17 protein-coding genes are annotated in these 22,158 nt (G+C 46.5%); 4 read left to right on the top strand and 13 right to left on the bottom strand.

Translation table 11 applies throughout. The annotated features are described in order from the left end of the window. Positions 1 to 77 precede the first annotated feature (77 nt). The 4 genes from BMW79_RS05860 to BMW79_RS05875 all read right to left on the bottom strand — a co-directional run bounded on the left by BMW79_RS05860 (position 78) and on the right by BMW79_RS05875 (position 6,542). On the bottom strand, positions 78 to 668 hold the full coding sequence (locus BMW79_RS05860; protein WP_089891788.1) for a family 16 glycoside hydrolase: 591 nt from the start codon (positions 666 to 668) through the stop codon (positions 78 to 80). Positions 669 to 880: 212 nt separating this feature from the next. Continuing rightward, positions 881 to 2,209: a TolC family protein gene (locus BMW79_RS05865; RefSeq protein ID WP_177192056.1), complete on the bottom strand. Its 1,329-nt coding sequence runs from the start codon at positions 2,207 to 2,209 to the stop codon at positions 881 to 883. Positions 2,210 to 2,245: 36 nt separating this feature from the next. Further along, the gene (locus tag BMW79_RS05870; RefSeq protein WP_089891794.1) at positions 2,246 to 5,380 is read right to left on the bottom strand and encodes an efflux RND transporter permease subunit; all 3,135 of its coding nucleotides are present in this window, start codon (positions 5,378 to 5,380) and stop codon (positions 2,246 to 2,248) included. Between the two features lie 73 nt (positions 5,381 to 5,453). Then, on the bottom strand, positions 5,454 to 6,542 hold the full coding sequence (locus BMW79_RS05875; RefSeq protein WP_089891797.1) for an efflux RND transporter periplasmic adaptor subunit: 1,089 nt from the start codon (positions 6,540 to 6,542) through the stop codon (positions 5,454 to 5,456). A 451-nt stretch (positions 6,543 to 6,993) separates the two neighbouring features. On the opposite strand from BMW79_RS05875, the gene BMW79_RS05880 reads away from it, so the two are divergent. Genes BMW79_RS05880 through rnc form a run of 3 tightly spaced genes read left to right on the top strand, consistent with a single transcriptional unit; the run spans position 6,994 to position 9,237 of the window. Beyond that, positions 6,994 to 7,230: an acyl carrier protein gene (locus BMW79_RS05880; RefSeq protein WP_012788038.1), complete on the top strand. Its 237-nt coding sequence runs from the start codon at positions 6,994 to 6,996 to the stop codon at positions 7,228 to 7,230. 23 nt (positions 7,231 to 7,253) lie between these two features. After that, positions 7,254 to 8,507, top strand: a complete 1,254-nt coding sequence (gene fabF, locus BMW79_RS05885) for a beta-ketoacyl-ACP synthase II (protein ID WP_089891801.1) — start codon at positions 7,254 to 7,256, stop codon at positions 8,505 to 8,507. Positions 8,508 to 8,517: 10 nt separating this feature from the next. Beyond that, complete coding sequence (gene rnc / locus BMW79_RS05890) at positions 8,518 to 9,237, top strand: ribonuclease III (protein ID WP_245752391.1); 720 nt, start codon at positions 8,518 to 8,520, stop codon at positions 9,235 to 9,237. Positions 9,238 to 9,322: 85 nt separating this feature from the next. Here rnc and BMW79_RS05895 read toward each other — a convergent pair whose 3' ends face one another. From BMW79_RS05895 to BMW79_RS05920, 6 genes are all read right to left on the bottom strand, one after another. Further along, positions 9,323 to 10,003, bottom strand: a complete 681-nt coding sequence (locus BMW79_RS05895; RefSeq protein WP_245752392.1) for a GyrI-like domain-containing protein — start codon at positions 10,001 to 10,003, stop codon at positions 9,323 to 9,325. A gap of 46 nt (positions 10,004 to 10,049) precedes the next feature. Next, complete coding sequence (locus tag BMW79_RS05900; RefSeq protein WP_089891804.1) at positions 10,050 to 11,081, bottom strand: DJ-1/PfpI family protein; 1,032 nt, start codon at positions 11,079 to 11,081, stop codon at positions 10,050 to 10,052. Between the two features lie 73 nt (positions 11,082 to 11,154). Beyond that, complete coding sequence (locus BMW79_RS05905; RefSeq protein ID WP_089891807.1) at positions 11,155 to 12,117, bottom strand: helix-turn-helix transcriptional regulator; 963 nt, start codon at positions 12,115 to 12,117, stop codon at positions 11,155 to 11,157. A gap of 286 nt (positions 12,118 to 12,403) precedes the next feature. Continuing rightward, positions 12,404 to 13,438, bottom strand: coding sequence for a cytochrome d ubiquinol oxidase subunit II (gene cydB, locus BMW79_RS05910; protein ID WP_089891810.1), 1,035 nt, complete (start codon positions 13,436 to 13,438; stop codon positions 12,404 to 12,406). Between the two features lie 3 nt (positions 13,439 to 13,441). Then, on the bottom strand, positions 13,442 to 14,833 hold the full coding sequence (locus BMW79_RS05915) for a cytochrome ubiquinol oxidase subunit I (RefSeq protein WP_089891814.1): 1,392 nt from the start codon (positions 14,831 to 14,833) through the stop codon (positions 13,442 to 13,444). 214 nt (positions 14,834 to 15,047) lie between these two features. Next, on the bottom strand, positions 15,048 to 16,058 hold the full coding sequence (locus BMW79_RS05920) for a zinc-dependent alcohol dehydrogenase family protein (RefSeq protein ID WP_089891818.1): 1,011 nt from the start codon (positions 16,056 to 16,058) through the stop codon (positions 15,048 to 15,050). Between the two features lie 116 nt (positions 16,059 to 16,174). On the opposite strand from BMW79_RS05920, the gene BMW79_RS05925 reads away from it, so the two are divergent. After that, positions 16,175 to 16,558 (top strand): winged helix-turn-helix transcriptional regulator, encoded by a 384-nt coding sequence (locus BMW79_RS05925; protein WP_089896793.1) that lies wholly within the window; start codon positions 16,175 to 16,177, stop codon positions 16,556 to 16,558. A gap of 134 nt (positions 16,559 to 16,692) precedes the next feature. Here BMW79_RS05925 and BMW79_RS05930 read toward each other — a convergent pair whose 3' ends face one another. The 3 genes from BMW79_RS05930 to BMW79_RS05940 are packed head-to-tail and all read right to left on the bottom strand — an operon-like array spanning position 16,693 to position 22,121. Then, the gene (locus BMW79_RS05930) at positions 16,693 to 20,082 is read right to left on the bottom strand and encodes an ATP-binding protein (protein WP_089891821.1); all 3,390 of its coding nucleotides are present in this window, start codon (positions 20,080 to 20,082) and stop codon (positions 16,693 to 16,695) included. Next, positions 20,063 to 20,653, bottom strand: a complete 591-nt coding sequence (locus tag BMW79_RS05935; protein WP_089891824.1) for a DUF4194 domain-containing protein — start codon at positions 20,651 to 20,653, stop codon at positions 20,063 to 20,065. Before BMW79_RS05935 ends, BMW79_RS05930 begins: the two co-directional genes overlap by 20 nt. 4 nt (positions 20,654 to 20,657) lie before the next feature. Beyond that, the gene (locus tag BMW79_RS05940) at positions 20,658 to 22,121 is read right to left on the bottom strand and encodes a DUF3375 domain-containing protein (protein ID WP_089891827.1); all 1,464 of its coding nucleotides are present in this window, start codon (positions 22,119 to 22,121) and stop codon (positions 20,658 to 20,660) included. Between the last annotated feature and the right edge of the window lie 37 nt (positions 22,122 to 22,158).

The following is a 22,158-nucleotide window of genomic DNA, read 5'->3' on the forward strand; positions in this document are numbered from 1 at the left end:
GATACAAATATTTAAAAAAAAAGGCCTTAAGAACCGGTGTTCTTAAAGCCTGACTTCTAACTTATCAATCAACAGTCTTATTTTATTTTGAAATTTCTCCAGTCACCGGCAGAACCATTGCCTACCCAGTATCCTATCATGCCGGTCTTTTGTTTACTCAGCTGGGATACGGTTAAACATCTCTTACCATTTACATATACATCCACTTCCGGAAATGCTACCACCACTTTTACATGAAACCATTTATTGGGGTCAGTTTCAGGATCCACTTCATGCTCATATTTTCCGGGATACTGTTCCCTGAGAAATGGCCAGTCATTGGCTGGCAATGAAATGTATTGCACAGAATGACTTCTTCTTCCTGCTTCCGGTACCTGAAAATTGAAAGGCCGGAAATAAATTGCGTCGTAGGTTGAATCATTTACACCATGAAAAGCGATGCCAACAAAGCTTTGCTGCAACACATTCTTTCCACGTACTTCGAATTCAATCGTACCATTCGAAAACTCCTTGCCTTTGATCCAGGCAATGCCCGGTCCCGGCGCTTCGTTCAAATGAACAATTGAGTCACTCACCATGGTGCGGTTTACCACCCGCAGCTCCTGCGCGAGGCAAACACCAGCTGAACATACAAGATAATTAAAAATAAGGATAGCGCGACGTAGCATGACGATTACATTTTATTTTTCTTTATAAATGGTCATAAAACCGTGCCGCCGGAGGCGCCACTGATTTGTAGTCTTATTTATATGACATATTAATTTATATGTTCGTTAATGATACAGAAGCCTGTTCGCAGTCGTACAATGTTCGCCAGGGCACAAAAAAAAACAGCGGACAAGCTCCCGACCTATCCGCTGCTAATAAAAAAAATTACGGCTTATTGTATCAATGCTCCGTTCAAACGTCCAAGTTCTGTTTCTGCCAGCTTGGTATTATAACGCGCCTGTATTAACCTGTAATAGGAATCTTCCAGGCTTTGCTGGGCGATCTTTACCTCCAGGATGGTAGATACCCCTTGTTTGAACCGCTCCAGGGCCACCATCGCATTTTCCCGGGCAAGATCGTTGGTCTCTTCTTCCAGCGATGCCTGTTTTTTATAATATTCGTAATCTTTGAAGGCATTGGTCAGCGACAGATCTACCTGAGACTTTACATTATCCAGGGTAATATTCTGGAAATCAAAATCTATGCGTGCATTCTGTACCTGCCTTTTTACATTAAAACCATTAAAGATGGGAATAGCAGCCGTCAATCCGTAATTCGCCACGGCGTTGCGGCTGAACTTCGGACTGAACGCATTCGACGCCGCATTGGACGTGTTACGTGTATAGTTATAACCCGAGTTAAAGGAAATCACCGGGAAGTAATCTGCGCGGCGCTCCTTGATTGTTAAAGCGGAAATATTCACATTCTGCTGCTGTACCTTGATCGTCGTATTGTTGTTGGCTACGTTTTGCTGTAATATGGCAAACGACAGTCCGTTATTCAACGGAATAGAATCGGATACCTCATAACCGATTGCTCCGGCAGGAACGGCCATCAACTGGTTCAGCAATGCTTTGCTTTGCTCAATCAATGTTTGCTGGCGGATGTACAAAGCCTTCTGTGCATTCAGATCCACCTTTGATTGCAGCAGATCTGTTTTCGGTGCAAGCCCGGTACTGAATTTGGCATCCGATAACTTTACCCGCTCTTCGGAAATAGACATCTGTTCTGCCAATGCTCTCAACTGTTGCTTTTGTTGTACTATATTATAATAACCGCCAATAATGGTGGCCACTGAATTCTGTACCTGGTCCTTAATAGCGAGTTCTCCGAGATCACGGATAGATTCCATTTTATGCCTGGTAGCAAACATTTTGAGACCATCAAATAATGTCCAGCTAAGCGTTACATTGCCATTGATGTTGTTCCCTTTAATACCGCTGGTATCGCGTCCTGTTCCGTTCACAAACTCCTGTTTGGTGGCAGTGTTATTCCAGGTACTTCCTGCGGTGGCATTGAGGCGGGGTACAAAGGCAAAATTCGCATAGGCGTAATCGTTAGCAGACAGCTCTGCTGTATTCCTGGCCAGACGGATATCAAAATTGTTTTTCAACGCTACATCTATCGCCTGTTCCAGGGTCAGCACTTTTTGCTGTGCCTTTAAGGCACCTGCGCTTACCAGTAACAGTAGTAAGAAGAAACCCTTCTTTATATTTTTCATAAATAGCATAATCTGGATCGTTCAAATCTGTTATAATCAAATATGTGAGGCAGCGATCTTGGCTTTCTCATCATTTTGATTTTCTTCCTCTTCTTCTTCGTTGTCATGACTGCCTTTTCCTCTGCGGGAAAGGAAGGTATACATGGCCGGGATTACGTATAATGTTAATACCAGTGAAAATATGATACCACCCACAATTACGATTCCCAACGGAATACGGCTGGTAGCAGCTGCACCCAGCGACATCGCAATCGGCAATGCACCCAATGCCATGGCAAGACTTGTCATCAGAATAGGACGTAAACGCATCGAAGACGCATGGATAACTGCATCCGATTTTACCATACCGCTATCGCGCTGATGGTTTGCGAATTCCACGATGAGGATACCATTTTTAGTTACCAACCCAATCAGCATGATTACACCAATCTGGGAGAAGATATTCCAGGTCTGGTTAAATATCCATAGTGATAACAGGGCGCCCGCAAATGCCAGCGGCACGGTTAACATGATGATCAACGGATCTACCCAGCTTTCAAACTGCGCTGCCAGTACCAGGTAAATGAGTACCAGCGCCAGTCCTAACGCAAACATCGTATTGGAACCACTTTCTGCATAGTCGCGGGATGCACCGGATAAAGCCGTATTAAAGGAATCGTCCAATATACTTTCCTTTTGCAGTTTACTGTAAATGCGGTTCATCTCATTAATACCATCACCAATGGTGCGGCCTGGTGCCAGTCCGGCAGAGATGGTCGCTGATTTATAACGGTTAAAGTGATAAATGATCGGCGGACTCGTTTCTTCTTCAATACTTACCACGTTATCTAGCTGTATGGCTTCGCCACGGGAATTGCGCACATAGAGGTTCTGCAGATCCATCGGATCATCACGGTCTGCGCGGAATACCTGTCCCATTACCTGGTATTGTTTACCATTCCTGATAAAGTAACCATAACGCAGATTACTCAATGCCAGCTGTAAAGTAGAGGAAATGTCCTGAACGGAAACACCCAGCTGTGTTGCTTTATCACGGTTGATATGAATACGCAGTTCTGGCTTGTTGAATTTCAGATCTACGTCGGTACCCTGGAAAACGGGGCTGCTGCCAACTTCTTCCATGAATTTCGGTAACACGGAAGTAAGACTGTCGAAGTTGATATGTTCCAGTACAAAGGATACCGGCAAACCGCTACGGCGGCCTACCTGGATCGTTTGTGCCTCAATGGCGAATACTTTTCCTTCGGGGAACTTATTCATATTCCGGTTCACCATATTCACGATATCCTTCTGGGATCGTGTACGTTCATTCGGCTCCGTGAGCATAACGTTCGCAAAGGCCGTGTTTACGCCTCCGCCGCTATTACCGGATGCGGTTACAGTTAACACGATCTTCCTTTCCGGGATAGAGTCCATCATAAACTTCGAGAGCTTATCAACGTAGTTATCCATGTAGTCAAAGGAAGTACCTTCCGGTGCTGTTACAGACAGGCGGAAAGTGCTGCGGTCTTCCAGTGGCGCCAGTTCTGATTGCAAGGTTTTGAAAAGGAAATAGATCATCACCAGGCAACCGGCGATAATTAATCCGGCTACCCAACGGAAGCGCATAAACGATTCCAGGGAGTTTTTATAGCCATCTTCCATCCAGCGGAAGAAAGGTTCTGTTTTAGTGTAGAACCAGGAGTGGGTATGTGTTTTCCTGCCCAACTTAACGTTCAGTACAGGCGTTAACGTGAGTGATACAAAGGCGGAGATGATTACCGCACCGGCTACTACAATACCAAACTCACGGAACAATTGTCCTACGAAGCCCTGGAGGAAGATAATCGGTAAGAATACAAAGGCCAGTGTGATCGACGTAGCGATTACGGCAAAGAAGATCTCTTCTGATCCTTCGCGGGCGGCCCGCATACGTGGGATACCCTGTTCTATCTTCTTATAGATATTCTCTGTTACCACAATACCATCATCTACCACCAACCCGGTAGCCAGTACAATGGCCAGCAGGGTGAGGATATTAATGGTGAAGCCACAGGCATACATGATAAAGAACGCGCCTATCAATGACACGGGAATGTCTATCAGCGGGCGAAGCGCCATGAGCCAGTCGCGGAAGAAGAGATATACAATAATGATTACCAGTACCAATGCTACGATCAGGGTTTCTTCTACTTCATCGATTGATTTTTTGATGAAGCGGGTGTTGTCCATGGCAATGTTAACGGAGTAATCATCGGGGATATCCTTTTTCAGTTGTCCGAATCTTTTATAGAATTCGTCGGCGATGGCTACGTAGTTGGAGCCGGGTTGCGGGATGAGTGCAAGTGCAATCATCGGGCTGCCTGATTCTTTCAGCACAGTTTCTTCATTTTCAGGACCGAGTACGGCCTGGCCGATATCGCGGATACGGATTTCGCTGCCGTTTACATTTTTGATGATCAGGCCATTGAAATCTTCTTCTGATACGAGTCGTCCGAAGGTACGTACGGTGAAGTCGGTGGCATTACCGGCAATTTTACCGGAGGGCAGTTCCACGTTTTCACGTTGAAGTGCGGCTTGTACGTCGCCGGGGGTAAGACTGTAGGAAGATAATTTGGCGGGATCCATCCAGATACGCATAGCGTACCGTTTTTCTCCCCATATCTGGATCTGGCTTACGCCAGGAATGGTTTGCAGTTTTTCCAGGAGAACGTTGGAGGCATATTCGGTTACTTCCAGCTGGTTGCGCGTGTTGCTCTGTACCGTCATTGAGATGATGGGATCAGAGTTCGCATCCTGTTTGGATACTACCGGTGGTGCGTCGATATCGGGTGGTAAGCTGCGGAGGGCCTGCGATACTTTATCGCGAACGTCGTTGGTGGCGCCTTCGAGGTCCTGGCCCAATTCAAATTCTACAGTGATATTACTGCTTCCCTGGCTGCTGCTGGAGGAAATATTCTTGATACCGGCGATACCATTGATCTGTTTTTCCAATGGTTCGGTGATCTGTGTTTCGATGATATCGGAGTTCGCACCTGCATAGGAGGTACGTACGTTCACGATGGGCGGATCGATGGCCGGGAAGTCCCTTACCCCCAAAAACGTAAAGCCCACCAGGCCGAATATCACGATAATGATATTCATCACGATAGCAAATACGGGGCGTTTGAGAGATAATGAAGGTAAACTCATGGTAATTATTTTCAGCTTTTCCTGTTGCCGGTTCCGGTAGCAGCATGCTATCGGGAGCGTGTGTGGAAAGTTATTATTGTATCTTATTATACTTCAGCGGCATATCGGGTTTCAGCTGGAGGATACCGGTAGTGATCACGGTATCGCCGGGTTGAAGTCCGCTGACGATTTGAACGCTGCTTTCAGTTCTGAGGCCGGTTTCTACGACTACAAATTTAGCTTTACCCTGGTTGGCGATGATTACTTTTTTATCACGGGTGCCAGGAATAACCGCCTGTGATGGTATCATCAGGGCGTCCGGGAGGTCTTTCAGCACAATTTTTACTTTGGCGAAGGAACCTGGAAACAGGACACTATTATTATTGGGAACGATGGCCCGTAGTTTTACCGTACGGGTGGTAAGGTCTATTTTAGGATCTATGGCGTAGATGCTGCCTTTATATTCTTTATTATCTCCGGCTACATAAAAATTGACCTGGTCGCCATTTTTAATGGCGTTGCGATATTTTTCAGCTACAGAGAAGTCCATTTTGAGCGGATCTATCTGTTGGAGGGTAGTAATAATGGTAGCGGAAGACACGATAGCGCCTTCGCTGACATTACGTAGACCGAGTTTGCCGCTGAAGGGAGCGCGTAGTTCTGTTTTCTGCAGCTGGGTTTGGGTATAGTCCATATCTGCTCCGAAGGCGCTCACCTGGTTGCGGGTTACGTCCACATCCTGTTGACTGATACCGTTTATTTTCAGCAGGTTTTCCTGGCGTTCCAGGGTTGTTTTGGCCAGTTGTTGCTGTAATTTGAGTTTTTGTAGCTGTGCTTTCAGGTCTTCATCATATAATTTAACCAGCATATCTCCTTTCCGGACGGTAGTGCCCTCTTTAAAATAGAGGTGTATGATACGGCCGTTTATTTCTGGCTTCACCTCCACTTCCTCATTGCTTTGCAAGGTGCCGCTTGCTTCAATGGATTGGTCGAGCCGGGAAGTTTTCACTACCCAGGCATCGGTCAGCAGCGTTTTAGCGCCGCCTCCTTTTGCGCCCGACGTAGAAGCGGCAGGTCCTTCGGCCGATTTTTTTCCGGCTATTTTCTTGTAAACAAGGAAGATGACGATACCGGCAGCGGCCAATATAACTATTGAGCGAACGGTCTTTTTGGTGATGGCCATATCTTTTATATGTGTTTTTCTAGCGTTTTATCTTTGGTCCATAGGCAGGGAAACAGTTTCCGGAAGGGATTCTATCTCACAAGCCGGACAAATTTAAGCATTGAGCGGGCTGAATGCTCCCGGCGACTGTTAAATAGCGTTAATGCTTTCGATAAGTGGCGAAATAAACGGTTGAATGGAGATATTTTAAGATTTATATATTTTGGATTTGAGAGAATGGCGTAATTGTCCCGAAAAAGGCGACTTTTGTGCTAAAATATGCAAATCTGTAAACCGGGCAGTATCAAAAATATATAAATTCTTTTATTAACAAAGCTATGAATATGTTTACTGTACTGGGTTTGGTGGGATTGTCAAGGTTGGAGCGTCCTTAAAATTCGGGCTATCTGTTGGCAATTCAATAAAAATTATATTTTTGCAGTCAAGTTTTAAACCAAAAACACTTAAAATTATGTCAGACATTGCATCAAGAGTTAAAAAGATCATCATTGACAAATTGGGCGTTGACGAAGCCGAGGTAACTCCTGAAGCCAGCTTCACCAATGACTTAGGCGCTGACTCTTTGGATACGGTAGAACTGATTATGGAATTCGAAAAAGAATTCAACATCTCCATTCCTGACGAACAAGCTGAAACTATTACTACTGTTGGCCAGGCAGTTGCTTACCTGGAAGAACATGTAAAATAATCCTACTAATCAGAATTGTTTTAATGCAACCAAGACGAGTTGTCGTTACAGGTTTAGGCGCTCTTACACCGCTCGGCAATACTGTGGCCGATTTTTGGCACGGATTGACGAACGGTGTATCCGGCGCGGATTATATCAAGCAATTTGATGCTTCCAAGTTCAAAACCCGTTTTGCTTGCGAACTGAAAAATTTTGATCCTGCTAACTACCTGGACAAAAAGGAGGCCCGTAAGATGGACCCCTTTACACAAACGGCTGTAATTGCCGCAGATCAGGCGATACTGGACGCCAATATCAATAAAGACAAGATCAATGCTGATCGTGTTGGGGTGATATGGGGCACTGGTGTTGGAGGTATGATCAATTTCAGTCACGAGCTGAGAGATTTCCATACAGGGGATGGTACGCCCCGCTTCAGTCCTTTTCTAATTCCGAGGCTTATTCTTGATATCGCGGCCGGATACATTTCTATCCGCCATGGTTTCAGAGGGCCCAATTTTTCCGTTGTATCTGCCTGCGCATCTGCCACCAATGCTATCATTGAGGCGATGTACAGCATCCGTTACGGCAAAACCGATATGGTGGTAACCGGCGGATCGGAAAATGTGATCAATGAGCCTTGTGTTGGCGGTTTCAACGCTATGAAGGCCTTATCAGAAAGGAATGATGACCCAAAAACTGCTTCCCGACCCTTTGATCTCGACCGCGATGGTTTTGTGATGGGCGAAGGAGCTGGTGCCCTCGTACTAGAGTCGTTAGAGCACGCACAGGCAAGAGGCGCCAGGATATATGCAGAGTTAGCCGGCGGCGGCGCTACAGCAGACGCATACCATATCACCGCTCCCCATCCGGAAGGATTAGGCGCACTCAACGTGATGCGGAATGCCCTCGCAGATGCCGGAATGCAGGCCAACGAAATCGATTATATCAACGTTCACGGTACTTCCACTCCGTTGGGAGATATTGCCGAAGTAAAAGCCATTCAGCGCGTTTTTGAAGAGCATGCCTATCAAATGAACATCAGCTCCACAAAATCCATGACAGGTCACTTACTCGGGGCTGCCGGCGCCGTTGAATCCATAGCCGTAATTATGTCGATCCTCGATGGCATAATTCCTCCTACGATCAACCACTTTACTGACGACCCGCAGTTAGACCCGAAACTGAATTTTACTTTTAATATCGCACAAAAGAGAGAAGTAAACGCTGGATTGTCCAACACCTTCGGGTTCGGTGGACATAACGCCTCCGTGATTTTCAAAAAATTTGTTCCTTGATCTTGACTGTGTGAGTTTACTGCCAGGTTTTTTATATCGACTTGTTTCCAAAAAAAGGCACTTATATAAAGAGCTGCACAACCTGCTAGGCTTCCCGCCTGGCAACTTCGCCCTTTATGAAGTGGCCCTGAGCCATCGTTCCAGTAAAGAGAAATTCCTGGAAAGCAACGAAAGGCTGGAATACCTCGGTGACGCCATTCTCGGTGCCATCGTGGGAGACTATCTCTTTAAAAAATATCCTTACAAAACAGAAGGATATCTTACTGAAATGCGCTCCAAGATCGTAAACCGCCAACAGCTAAACGATATCGCCATCAAAATGGGATTGCGAAAGCTCACCATCTACGACAAATACAACAGCTTCCTCAAAATCAGCCAGATATTCGGTAACACCCTCGAAGCACTCGTAGGCGCCGTTTACCTGGACCGCGGTTATAACAAAACCCAACAGTTCGTTCACAAACGTATCATTATGCCTTACATAGATATGGAACTGCTGGAAACCGTGGAAATGAACCACAAAAACAAATTATACGGCTGGGCCAATAAAAACGGCAAAACCCTGGAGTTCGAACTGCTCGAAGAACAGATGGATAACGGCCGCCGCATCTTTACCGTAGGCGCCGTAGTAGACGGTGAACTTATCTGCAGCGGTAAAGCCTTTAATAAAAAGGATGCCAGCCAGATCGCCGCTCAACAGGCCATCATACAGCTGGGCCTCGGAGACTAAAGGTTACTCTTTTCAACAATAGCCCGTTTTCGGGAGATGTGTACCTCTCCATTTCTTCCTGGTCAACACCTTATCTTCATTCCCTTTATTTGATCACCGGGTGTCTTAAGATCGTTTTCAGCTTTTCCGGCGCTACTTTCCTGTAATCTGACAGGTAAATCTCATGATGCCGCCCATTCATATGCCAGCCATGCTGCTGCATAAAGTCATCGATCTTTTTCAAGGTCACCGACTCTTCACTGAAAGGCCCTACATGCAACATCTGTACACATAGCCCCTCTTCTATCTCTTTGAAATCCACCTGCCTGATATAAGCCGACTTCTTCTTTTTCTCTGCTGCTACTACCGCTTCTGAAAATTGGGAAAGCGTGACCGCTTCCGGCAGCCTGATAGCCAGTTCATAATTCCACTGGTCGCGGGTAACCTTTAGCGGATCTGTGGTTGGATCATCTACCCACCAGAACCCTTCCAGCTTGCTGACGGTGAAGTCGCGCCCCTTTTCCTTGCTGCTGAACTTAATACCATAAGCGACCGCATACAGGGCGGCGGTTACTTCTCCAAATGCCTCCCCGTTGGGATCTCCTTTGCCGGTAATGGTTACAAACAATCCTTTCTCGATGGTCACCAGCTCGGGATTCATCGCAGCAGTATAGTAAGATTTGAATTCCTTTGTTAAATCAAGTTTACTCATGTGTTTATACGTTAATTGTATATCAAAAGCATATATGATCAGCAGTAACCATCCCAGGATGATATAGGTTTTCATTGATGAAGTGTTAAGTTCCCCCGGGCATGCCCGGGGGATAAATTCACTATTGTAGTCCAATCTGTATGTTGGTGATGTTTTGCTCCGGCTGTTCGAAATTGTACCGCAGGTATTGTTCCCGGGTATAGCCATTGGGCTGTTTATTCAGCAATTGTAATCCGGCAAACAGGGAGCCATAAGTATCAGCCAGTTTGTCCCACTGGCCACGATGCTGCATACTCACACAATTAAACGGCGGCAGTGTTTCGCAGTGCCAGGGAGCAGATACGGGCAGTACGCTTGTTACCGGGAGGCCAATATCCAGTGTGAATATGGTATCCGGTTGTCCGTCGAAATTGTGATAGTGCCAGGCCGGGGCGCCGCATACTTCCAGGCCGGCTTTCGCAGCTTCCAGGTATACTTCCCTGATAGCGGTGCGCACCAATGCCATCATACCCTGGTAGTTGGTTTCGTACCGCTGGTAGAAGAAGTGGAAAGACAATGCGGGCAACATCTCCGGAAGAACAGCATTGTTGTCAAAGAAGTTAAACCAGAATTGAAGGTTTTCTGTTTCCAGTAAATTAAAATGCTGGAAAATGGCTTTGGCGAAAGGAATCATGGCGGTACCACTGGCAGTAATTACCTGTTTATCAGCTACCGCAGGGATGTCCTGGTACTGTGCCGCTCCTTTATAATCGGGGGCCATCATTTTCAATACTTCCAGGTTATTGCTGGTATGGGTAATATGGTCCAGGAAGCCATGTTGTGCCAGCAGGGAGGTAGCGCCGCAAATAGCAGCGATGGTTTTCTGTTGTGCCAGCAGTTGTTCGATAAGTGGAATAAGTTCCGTGTTGGCGCCATGTTCCATGGCTTCTCCCCCAGGTAATATCAGCAGGTCAATATCCGCTTCCAGGGCTTGTGCCAGGCTGGCCTGCGGCTGTACCTGCAATTTACCGCCGGAGCTCACTGCTTCGCCGGTCAGGGAAAAGGTAACGATATTCACATCCGTAAAGGTGCCGATGCCGTACATGGCCAATGCAGGCTCCCAGTCTGAGTAGCCTTCAAACACGAATACGTAACAATTGCGTAGCTGATTCATAAGGTGTTGTTTTAATAACAACACAAAGCAACAGCCGGCAAGTGACAACCTTATGTCAGTAGCATTCCAAAATTTAAAAATAATGTTCGTGTAATTCTGCTACGCGCTTTTGCATGGCTGTTTTGAGGGCTTCTGGCTGTAGGATTTCCACCGTTTTGCCAAACATCACCAGCCAGCGGGTAAAATAACCGAGAGAGGGTAACAGGAAAGTGAGTTCTGTTCTGGCGCCCACTACATTTTCTTCCATCAGGCCATAATAGTATTTCTGATCCCGTATATACCGCATCACTTCATTTTCTACGGATATTTTAACGAGATGGGTGGCTTCCTCATTACGACAGCGTTGCTGTTCGAGGTAGTCCTGTAAAGACAGGTGATTACTTTTTTTATAAGTGGTGGTGAGTACGCTTAATTTGCGGATCCGGTCTACCCGGAAATCCCGGTAGCCCTGGCGGAGCCGGCAGAAAGCAATCAGGTGCCAGTTGGCGCTCATGTGGAATATGCCTACCGGCTCTACTTCCCGGCGGGTGGCTGCTTCTTCCTGGAAGGAGAAGTATTCCATACTGATGACCTGGTTCATACCCAGTGCCTGCTGGATATCTGTCAGGAAGCGGTTGGGGAATTCGGTCCCTTCCAGCGTTTGTGGCCGGTGGCCTAATACTGCGATGTTTTCATCAAGGGATTCGAGGTAGTCCTTTTCCGAACCACGGAGTACAGACCGGATCTTTTCCATGGCCAGGCTGAACTGTTTCCGGTTACTATGGTCGCTGAATTTTTCCATGAGTTTTTCCCCGGTAAGGAGTGCGGCGGCCTCTTCTTTGGAAAACATCACCGGCGGCAGATGGTATCCCTCCACAATATAATAGCCTGTGCCGGCTTCCGCCCCGATAGGTACACCAGCCTCCTGCAGGGCTTTTACGTCCCGGTACACGGTCCGTAAGCTCATGTTGAAGCGCTCGGCAATTTCGGCTGCCTTCACTATTTTTTTGCCCTGAAGTTGTATAAGAATGGCAGTTAGCCGGTCGATGCGGTTCATGGAAACGATGGATTCAGGGCACTAATTTCGGCTACCCAAAATTATTTTCAGAAAATTTTTTAAACCGGTTAAACTTTTCTCAAAGTACGTCGTCTTAAATACGTACCTCTCCTGATAAACGATAGGATACCGGGAAAATGACACGGACGACTTTCGGGAGATCAACAAATCAATGCTACAGTACAGAATATAGGTTAAATGGTAAGTCCCTGCAATTTCTTGCGGGGACCTGTTTTTTTAGCCGGTACCAACCAGCACCGGGTAGCATATCCTTCTAACAAATACACTAGTAGCTCATTTCGTTCAACTTCACTTTACCCCTGAATGTCCAGAAAAGGAAAACGGTATATCCAATTACCATCGGAGTTCCAATGGCTGCAATGAGTAGCATAATTTTCAACGACTTCACAGATGACGCTGCTGCATAGATACTGATGCTGAAAGCCGGATCTGTGGTAGAAATCACAATATTGGGATACAATCCAACCGCAAACAGGATCAGCAAACAGGCGGTAATAATACAGGAATAGGCAAAAGCTGTATAGTATTTACGGGCATCCACATTCCGCTTGATATTCAGTAGAATCAATACCGCCAGCATCGGTAAGCCAAATAACTGAGGATGTGATTTAAACTGATGCGTCATATGAGGCACATAAATCAGGGTAGCCATCGACGTTAGAATAAAGCAAAGGATAAAGAACTTGCTGCAGTTATTCACAATCACGGTGAGTTTAGTATACAGCCTGTTTTCCGTTTTCATCACCAGGTAAATAGAACCATGGAGCATGAACAACGATAAAGTGGTAAAGGCAATCAATATGGCATAAGGATTAAAGAAAGATAACAGGGTGCCTGTAAATTCATGTTCCTTATTAATAGGAAGCCCGTGAATGAGGTTGCCCAGCACTAATCCCAACAGCAGCGTAATACCCGTGCTGGATACGGTATAGCTGATATCCCACATCTTACGCCACCACAACCAGGGTTCCTTACTTCTGAATTCAATGGAAATAGCCCTAAAAATCAGTGCTACCAGGAACAGCATAAAGGGAACATAAAAGGTAGACAGCACTACGCCATATACCAGCGGGAAGCCGGCAAACAGGGCGCCGCCTGCAATCACCAGCCATACTTCATTTCCGTCCCATACCGGGCCTATGGCGTTTAATACCAGGCGTCTGCTCTCCTCTTTATTAAAGAACAGGTGAAGGGATCCTGCTCCAAGGTCAAATCCATCCAGCACACCATAACCGGTGATCAATCCGCCGATTACTAAAAACCACCAGGTGGGAAGATCCAGTCCGAGAATTGTTTCCATGCGTTATAATTTTGTAGGATGGTAAGTAATATTGTCGTGATAGTAGCCGTCGTATTCAATTTCCGCATTGTCTGATACGTCTGGTCCGTGCTGTATTTTCCGCGTGAGCAGGTAAATGAACAGCGTAAACAGCAACATATATACCAGTGTGAATAAGATCAGGGAGAACATCACCTGGTCGGAAGTCACTTTGCGGGACAAGGCATCGGAGGTGCGGAGCAGCTTATACACTACCCAGGGCTGACGGCCTACTTCGGCGGCGTACCAGCCAACCTGGTTGGCTATCTGGGGCAATAACACCGCCCAGGCAAATATGATCATCAGCCAGCGCTGGTTAAACAGTTTCTTCCGCCATAAAAGGAAAAGGGCCAGCAGGGTGAGTCCTATCAGGATCATACCGATGGTGATCATCAGGTGATACATCTGGAATACAAAGTTCACGGCACCGGGTCTGTCTTCTTTAGGCGTAGCCCGCAAACCCTCCACCGGCGCTGAAAAGCTGCCATGGGTCAGGAAGGAAAGTCCGCCCGGAATTTTGATACCGGTGGTCTTCTCATTTTTATTATCTACCCAACCTACAATATACATGGGCGCTACCGCTGAACTATCATAATGCCCTTCCATGGCGGCCAGTTTAGCCGGCTGGTATTTGCTCACGTAATGTGCCGACCGGTGACCGGTAAACAGTTGCAGCAAAGCCGCCACTACAGCCACGCTCAGGCCTACTTTAAACATCGCCTGTGCATGTTTGGCAAACTTATCTTTCAGGATATACCATGCCGCTACACTCATCACCAGGAAAGAACCTGCAAGGAAAGAGCCGATAATTACATGGGAGAAGCGATCAACAGAAGAAGGATTGAATACCATTTCCCAGAAATCGGTGACCACAGCCCTGGCTTTCAGGTCGTGGCCTTCTATGCGGTAGCCAGCTGGTGTTTGCTGCCAGGAGTTGGCAATAACGATCCAGAGGGCGGAAAAGATGGAGCCAAGGGCCACCATACAGGTAGAAAAGAAATGCACGCCTTTATGCACCCGGTTCCAGCCAAACAGTAATACGCCCAGGAAGGCCGATTCCATGGCAAAAGCGAAGATGCCTTCTGCCGCCAGGGCGCTACCGAATATATCGCCTACATAATGGGAATAGGTAGCCCAGTTGGTACCAAATTCAAATTCCATAACAATACCTGTGGCTACACCGATCCCGAAAATCAGCGCAAATATCTTGATCCAGTATCGTGTAATGTCTTTATAGAGTGAGAGGCCGGTTTTAAGATACAGGCCTTCCATGATCACAAGACATAGGCCCAGTCCTATACTCAGCGGAGGATAGATGTAATGAAAGGCAATGGTAAAGGCAAACTGTATTCTGGATAGTATTTCTACGGAAGGCATAATGTTCAATTATTGATGCAAAGGTAGCAGGTGAAGGTATCCATGAAACTGATGTTTGTCATGTATTGATAAAAATATAATGTTATCATCACCTTAACAAGTAAATAACCCGTTTATCGACTTGTTTTTACTATCTTGAAACAATAATTTTAGTGTAATGGTTTACTTGGTATAACGTCCTGCCGATGTGCAGGACGTTTATATGTTTGCCTCTTTATTTCATTTCTATTACCACTTTCCCGAAATAATTACTACTGCCCATATACTTAAACGCTTCCTGCGCCTCACTTACAGGGAATACACTGTCTATTACCGGATGTATATCATTTGCTTCCACCGCCAGCGCCAGTTCCTGGAAACTCTGCAGGCTACCAACAGAATACCCCTGTAAACGGATATAACTGCCTACCACGGAAAACAGATCTACTGGTAATTGAGGACCGGCTATAAAGCCCACCAGTCCTACAAAGCCATTGAATCCTACAGATTTTACGGAGTTGACAATAGTTGCGGCGCCTGCAATATCCAGTGTAGCATTTACACCTGCACCATTGGTAAGACGCCTTACTTCTTCGTGCCAGTTGGGATATTGTTTATAGTCGATCACTTCATGTGCGCCCAGCGCCTGCAATTTCTTCAGTTTGTCGGGATGGCTGCTGGTGGCGATCACCCTTGCACCTGCAGCCAGTGCGATCTGCAAGGCAAAAAGAGATACGCCGCCCGTACCTTGTACCAATACTGTTTGTCCGGCCTGGATTTTTGCATAGCTCATGAGGCCCGTCCAGGCGGTAACGCCTGCCACCGGTAATGTAGCTGCTTCTACGCTGGTTAAATTGGCAGGAGTGCGTACCAGTGCATATTCAGGCACTACTGCATATTCTGCCAGCAAGCCGGGTGTAGTAACACCGGTTCTTACATAATTGGTATCGGGGGTAGCATGGCCGTATTGCCAAAGTTGGTTGTAATGTATGGCCACACGATCGCCTACTTTCCATTTGCTTACCTGGTCGCCGATAGCGGCTACTACACCTGCGCCATCTGAAGTGGGAATGCGGGGTAAAGGCAGTTCTTTGCTATAGGTGCCGGTAGCCAGTGCTACATCGAGATAATTGAGTGCGGCGGCTTCTATTTTCACCAGCACTTCGTTGGGGGCAGGTACCGGGGTGGGTATTTCGCTGAGAGTCAGGCTTTCCAGTCCGAATGCTACTTGTTGTATTGCTTTCATAAGAACTATTTTTTTATTTCACAAAATTGGACCCTAACTTCATATAAGACAAGTATGCACCATTTGGGAATGTAGATACCAAATGGGTACTATTGCTGATAATCAATGCTAAAAAAATGAAGAAATCTGAAAAAAACATTCATACAGACACCATTTGCGCAGTTGATTACGCTTTCCAACGAATAGGCGGCAAGCATAAAGGAAGGATTATTTACCACCTGAGAGAGGGGGTGAGAAGATATGGTGAACTACGTAGGTCCATGACCGGTATAACGCCTAAAATGCTGACACAGGTGTTGCGGGAACTGGAGGAAGACGGACTGGTAACAAGGCACGTATACCTGGAAGTACCGCCCCGCGTAGAATATAATTTAACTGATACCGGAAGGGAATTATTGCCGTTTATCACGTTGCTGAGTCAATGGGGACGTAAGCAGATGGGAATGGATCCACAGTGCGAACCTGTAAATGCAGGGATGTTACTGGAGGAAAGTGTGTAGCGGCCGGATCGTCTGCGGCGATTGTACGTAGCAGGATTTTACTGCTTTGTGGATATAAATGATTTCGGGGAGATAAAAGCGGATGTATCCACTTCTATCTCCCCGAATTTTTTTCAAAGGCGGGTAACTCATCATTACGACATCACTGCCATAGATTCAAATTCCTTCTTCCTGTCCCGGTACTCTTCCATGGTGAAATTATACACCACAGAATCCCGTTTATTTTTATTGGCCACAAAGTGACACGCATGTATATAAGGTTCTGCGATATTCAGTTTATCCAGTGGCGTTACTACGAGGAGCTGTAAATTCAGCTGGCCGCAGTATTCCATAAGATAGTGGCTCTTTTCAGGATCCAGTTTGCTGAAAGCCTCATCCACAGTAATGAAGCGCAGGCTGCGGTGCTGGCGGTTGGCCTCATTGATACCAAACTGGTAGGCGATGGCTGCACCAAGAATGGTATATGTGAACTGGGCTTTTTCACCACCGGAAAGACTCGCCGTATCTTCATAATATTTGAAGGCTTTGTTATCGGCGATATAGAACTCTTTGGCGCCGAAATCGAGCCAGTTGCGTACATCGGTTACCTTACGGCGCCAGGCTTCATTTTGCTGTAGTTCTGTGATCAGCAGTTTGATATTATTGAACAACTCGTCACCGTAGGCTTCATCTTTTTCCTGGTGATATTTGAAGGAATCAGGTACGGCATTGCTCAGTTTCTCTTTGAAGTTGCGGATCTCCACATCCTTTACGTGTCTGCATTCCAGTTGCAGATAGGTATCCGGGTTTTTATTGAAGGTGATATTACGCAGCGGTTCATTCAGGTCTTCCATCACTTCTCGGATCAGGTCTTCCTGTCCGTATATCCATGCCCGATAGTTGGTGATGGCATTGAGCATACTGGTGTCCATGTATTTACGGAACCGTTCTTTATGTTCAATCAGTCGCTGGAATTTGATGCGCTCATACAGGGAAGTAAATTCTTCCAGGTATTTTACATGCGGTTGCAGGTCGGTAACATCGCCGAGCCAGTCGGGGTAGGCATCGTGAATCGCTTTGGGCGGCATCACAAAAGCAGACAGCTGACGGGTGATCTCTGCTTCTTTTTCGGCCGACTGCCGCATGGCGTCCTGCATGGTCGCTTTCATATTGTCGTCTGCCCTTTTACGGTAAGATGCCAGCTCGATGGCTGTTTCCGCCGGTTCGGTGAGCGACAGGTCTGTCAGGTATTCGAGGATGTATTGCAGCGAAATATCATCGAGCTTATTCACCTTCAGCTGATTGAAATGACGAAGCTTTTCTGCGGCTTTATCATCCAAACGGCCCTTTTCCTGGAGGGTTCTTTCTTTCTCTTTTTCCCTGGCGTGCAGTTGTGCGGTGATATCGTCCAGTTGATCGCAGATCACCTGGTATTTATCACTGGTCTGGAGCAGCTGTGTTTTTTCACGGGTGAAAGATTCAATCACGCCGGCATGTGATTGCCAGCTGATTTCGCTGTAGTTGCGGAGCGACAGGAATGCGTTCAGCAGGGTATTGATAGTGGTAACGGCCTTGCGGCTGTCTTCCAGTTGTGAAATACTGTGTTGTATGGTGGCGATGTTGTTATTGCACTCGTCCTGTTCTTCTTTTAACAGGCGTAGTTTATTTTTATTATTCCATCCCAGTACATAGTTATTTTTTTGTCCGCGATTAGGGCGGTCATCCTTTTCATGGCGTGTAGCCTGCCGCGTTAGTCCGTTGGAAGTAACGGCTTTGCGTGAGCGGTTAAATACGGCCATATCGTCTGTACAGGTATAGTCAAACTGGTCGAGCAACTGGCTTTGCAGCCATTCTTTGAAGATGGTACCGGGTTTGATATCTATTTTCTGTAACAGGCTTTCTTTTTCGGATGGCATGCGCAACATGGTGTAACTCTCTTCTTCTACCTTGTGGTATACGAGGCGGGTTTGCAGGTTGTTGCTGTTGATATACCGGTTGATATCCATGATATACTCTTCCGGAACGAGCAGTCGTAGTCCGAAGTTATGCAGTACTTTTTCGATGGCGTTTTCCCAGTGGATTTCTGCGTCTTTTACACGGATCAGTTCTCCGGCAAACGGCAGGTCATCTTCCTGTACATCCAGCATCTCTGCCAGTTGCTGCCGGATGCGGATCAGTTCATAGGGAATATTATTTTTCCGGTGGAGGAAGGAGTCAATTTCTTCTTCCAGCCGGGAGGCTTGTGATCTTTCTGCAGCGAGGCTGCTTTTATGATGAAAGATTTCTTCCTGTAATGTTTCCAGTTGTTTATCGTGTCCGCCTTTCAGTTGTTCTGCGCCGGTGATATTTTCGTGGAACTGTTGTTCATCCGGGTTGGGAGCCAGTTCCAGCCGGTCTGCCAGCATATTGTATTCTTCCATCTTGTTACGTTTGGCTTCGAGGGCCTTTTGTTCGTAGTGGATGGATTTTTCGATAGACCGGAGTTGTTCATCAACGCTGTTATTCGCTTTCTGGGCAATCAGTTCATCTTTGCGCAGGTTGAGCGATTGCAGGTGTTCGTTGATACCGGAGAGCGCGCTGGTGGTAACGGTTTGTTCTTTCTGTAGTATTTCCAGTTCTTTTTCTAGGATATCTTTTTCCTGTTTGTTAAACCAGGTGGGCAGTATATCCTGGAGCATCTGGAGTTCGCGGTTGCGGTCCTGTAGTTGTTGCCAGGCGGTTTTATTATCGATGATAGGCCCCAGCATTTTAAGCTGGGTTTCATCTTTTTCGATAGCGCGATGGCTGGACAGGAGGCTGTCGTAGTTTTCGCGCAGTTTGATGAATTCCGCTTCTGCATCTGTTTCTTCCAGCATTTGTCCGCGGATGAAAGTATTCAGATCTCCGAGTACTTTGATACCTACGGTCTGGTTAAAGAGCGAGAGTGCTTTTTCGCTTCTCAGTCCGAAGATATTGCTGAACAGGGCCGAGTATTCTTTGAAGCTGTCGGTAATTTCCGTTTTGGGAAATTCGAGGCGCAGTCTTTTTTTCCAGTCTCCTTTGATATCAAATTTTCCGTTACCGAAATGGTCGTTGATATTGAGTTTATGGGGAGATACGATGTATTGTCTTTTCAGTTCTCCGGAATGCCATCTCACCTGTGCGAGGGTGATCTGGTGCATCGTGGCGGCGTTGTAAAAGTACGCCAGCAGTACGGAGTACGGGTTATTTTCCTTGTGGCGGAGTTGTTCTGTTTTCGACTGGAGGGAGTCTTCGGAAAATGTTTTTCCGTAGTAACCCCAGAAGTAAGATTCTTCGCCACGGTCTTTGCGTTGTTCTGTACCGGACGATTGATTATAGAAGCGTTTGCCGGCTGGCACGAGCAGTGTCAGCAGGGCATCGATGAGCGTTGTTTTGCCGCTACCGTTGGCGCCTGTGAGCAGGGAGGTATTGCCATTGGTATTGAGACGGTATATTTTATTGTGGAAAGTGCCCCAGTTATAGATTTCGAGATAATGTAACCGGAATCCACTTTCTTTTGAGTCGCTATTGAACAGGGTGGACATGCAGTTTCAGTTTTGATTTTATTTCTTCCAGTTTCTCGTTATTCACCAGTGCTTTGATGATCCTTTTTATCTCGTATTGATGCAGTTCCTTGTTGGCTGCGTCTTCCCGGGTAGTTTTCAGCACGCCTACATTCAGCAGGCTGTTGATGGGTTTATTGAGATCTTTCAGCAGTTTTGATTTGTTGTGTCTTTCTTTGAAGAAGAGGGCAAGTCTTTCTTTGATTTCTTTCTGGGTCATGAACAGGCGGGTGCCATTTCCCTGGATATCGAATTCATCGAGGGCTTCGCGGAGTACGATACAGAGCAGGGTAGCTTCGTAGGTAAGCCGTGTTTTGCGCATTAGGCGTGGCAGTGCTTTTTCGGTGGTTTCATCTGCTTCTGGCTGCACGATGCGGGCGAAGCCATCAGCTTCGCTGATCACCAGCTGGAGGCCGGTTTGCTGCAGGTATTTGCTGAGTTCTGTCTGCCATCCCAGGAGATCTTTCCAGTAAGATTTATCTTCTTCGTATACAGGTCCCTGCAAGAGTTTTAGAAACACGTGTGCAAAGGGAGATATATTTTTCTCGGCCATGTTTTTAGTTTTGTGAATTTGTGAACAGTACCATCGGCATGTTGATGGTACGGCTGCCCAGCATCACCGGATCCGGGGTTTCCAGGATGATATGGTGAGCTGACTGGCTGGCGATGGAAAAATAGGTAATGAGTTCTGTGAGCCCTTTTTCGGCGCCATAAATGTCTACCAGTTCTTTCAGGCTGACCTGCTTTTTGTTTTCCAGTTGAGCGGAAATACGGTCTTCCAGCAGGGCACGGTCTATATTAAAATGGTTAAATAGTGCATTGAGGTCGTTGTCGTCAAATTCGGTGCCACCCATTCCGTCAGGGAATTCCACTTCGAGGTTTGGTTTTTTCTCGTCGGCCATATCCCAACGGTCGAGGAGGTCCAGTTCAGGATCGCTTTCTATCTCAATAAAAAATTCTTCTCCGGGTTGGTTATCGAGCGACTGGAACGCCAGCTGGCGGATGTCGTTGATAAGTTCCATGGCTTTGCGGCGGTCGGTGAGATTATTTTCACCGAGTACGCGGCTGAGTTTATCGCTCAGTTTTTTATTGGCGTCGATTACTTTTTTGCCGGAAGCATGGAGGAATTGTTTGAGTTTTTTGAGGAAGCGGTCATTTTTGTATTCAATGTTCCGGTCTTCCAGCAGGAGATAGAGTTTTTCTATCAGTTCCCGCATTTCTTCCTGTTTGTTTTCGTCCATGAGGAACTGCCAGAAGGAATAGAAGCTTTTTCCCTGGTCTTTCTGCCGCAGTGCTTCGAAGGAGTCCAGGGTGTAGGCCAGCAGGGCGCCTTTGGCGATGTCTCTTTCGCTTTGTTTGCGGTATATTTCCTGGGTGATCTGTTCGAAGTTTTGTTCTACTTCTTTGAAATCGCTAAGGAGTTCGCGCGACATGCGGTTTACATCGTAAAATCTTTCCTTTATCTGGGTATCATCAAACACCTGTACTTTACCGGTGATGGTGATAGCTTTTATTTCCTGTTCTATTTCATATTTCTTTTTCTCCAGCTCCTGGATCCTTTGTTCCGGGTCTTTGTTACTCTGGTCAATCAGTTCTTTGAGTTTGGAGAAGATGTCTTTGAAGCGGCTTTCGGTGCCCACAAATTCGCGTTTCTGGAGGGTAGATACCCAGTGCATCACTTTTTCCATATCGCTGCTGAGTTCGTGGATATCTACGCCGTCGTCGTCAGGATATTTGCGGAGAAAACCTTTATTGCTCCATTGCTCTATATATTTTCTGGCTTTTTCATCGTCATTTTCAAGCAGGCTGGTGGCGTCTATTTCGTCATCTGTAGCCCGGTAACCGGTTACGCCCAGGTAGTCTGATAAGCGGGTTACCAGTTCCACATTTGGAATGGTGGTATGATTCTTTTCCTTGAATGTGTAGTGAAAAAATGACAGCATCATCGGCGCGCTACGTGCCCGTAGTATCTTGAGGGTAACTGACTGGGCATATAGATTACATAATTGGTCATACGTCATAGATGTAAAAATAAGGAATTACGTATTACAAAGTGAA

The organism is Chitinophaga arvensicola (assembly GCF_900110835.1).
GTDB classification, from domain to species: domain Bacteria; phylum Bacteroidota; class Bacteroidia; order Chitinophagales; family Chitinophagaceae; genus Chitinophaga; species Chitinophaga arvensicola.

Bases quoted from the DNA above. Each gene is read 5' to 3' on its own strand.
- BMW79_RS05860 (WP_089891788.1), bottom strand. From the start codon at position 668: ATGCTACGTCGCGCTATCCTTATTTTTAATTATCTTGTATGTTCAGCT.
- BMW79_RS05865 (WP_177192056.1), bottom strand. From the start codon at position 2,209: ATGAAAAATATAAAGAAGGGTTTCTTCTTACTACTGTTACTGGTAAGC.
- BMW79_RS05870 (WP_089891794.1), bottom strand. From the start codon at position 5,380: ATGAGTTTACCTTCATTATCTCTCAAACGCCCCGTATTTGCTATCGTG.
- BMW79_RS05875 (WP_089891797.1), bottom strand. From the start codon at position 6,542: ATGGCCATCACCAAAAAGACCGTTCGCTCAATAGTTATATTGGCCGCT.
- BMW79_RS05880 (WP_012788038.1), top strand. From the start codon at position 6,994: ATGTCAGACATTGCATCAAGAGTTAAAAAGATCATCATTGACAAATTG.
- fabF (WP_089891801.1), top strand. From the start codon at position 7,254: ATGCAACCAAGACGAGTTGTCGTTACAGGTTTAGGCGCTCTTACACCG.
- BMW79_RS05895 (WP_245752392.1), bottom strand. From the start codon at position 10,003: ATGAAAACCTATATCATCCTGGGATGGTTACTGCTGATCATATATGCT.
- BMW79_RS05900 (WP_089891804.1), bottom strand. From the start codon at position 11,081: ATGAATCAGCTACGCAATTGTTACGTATTCGTGTTTGAAGGCTACTCA.
- BMW79_RS05905 (WP_089891807.1), bottom strand. From the start codon at position 12,117: ATGAACCGCATCGACCGGCTAACTGCCATTCTTATACAACTTCAGGGC.
- cydB (WP_089891810.1), bottom strand. From the start codon at position 13,438: ATGGAAACAATTCTCGGACTGGATCTTCCCACCTGGTGGTTTTTAGTA.
- BMW79_RS05915 (WP_089891814.1), bottom strand. From the start codon at position 14,833: ATGCCTTCCGTAGAAATACTATCCAGAATACAGTTTGCCTTTACCATT.
- BMW79_RS05920 (WP_089891818.1), bottom strand. From the start codon at position 16,058: ATGAAAGCAATACAACAAGTAGCATTCGGACTGGAAAGCCTGACTCTC.
- BMW79_RS05925 (WP_089896793.1), top strand. From the start codon at position 16,175: ATGAAGAAATCTGAAAAAAACATTCATACAGACACCATTTGCGCAGTT.
- BMW79_RS05930 (WP_089891821.1), bottom strand. From the start codon at position 20,082: ATGTCCACCCTGTTCAATAGCGACTCAAAAGAAAGTGGATTCCGGTTA.
- BMW79_RS05935 (WP_089891824.1), bottom strand. From the start codon at position 20,653: ATGGCCGAGAAAAATATATCTCCCTTTGCACACGTGTTTCTAAAACTC.
- BMW79_RS05940 (WP_089891827.1), bottom strand. From the start codon at position 22,121: ATGACGTATGACCAATTATGTAATCTATATGCCCAGTCAGTTACCCTC.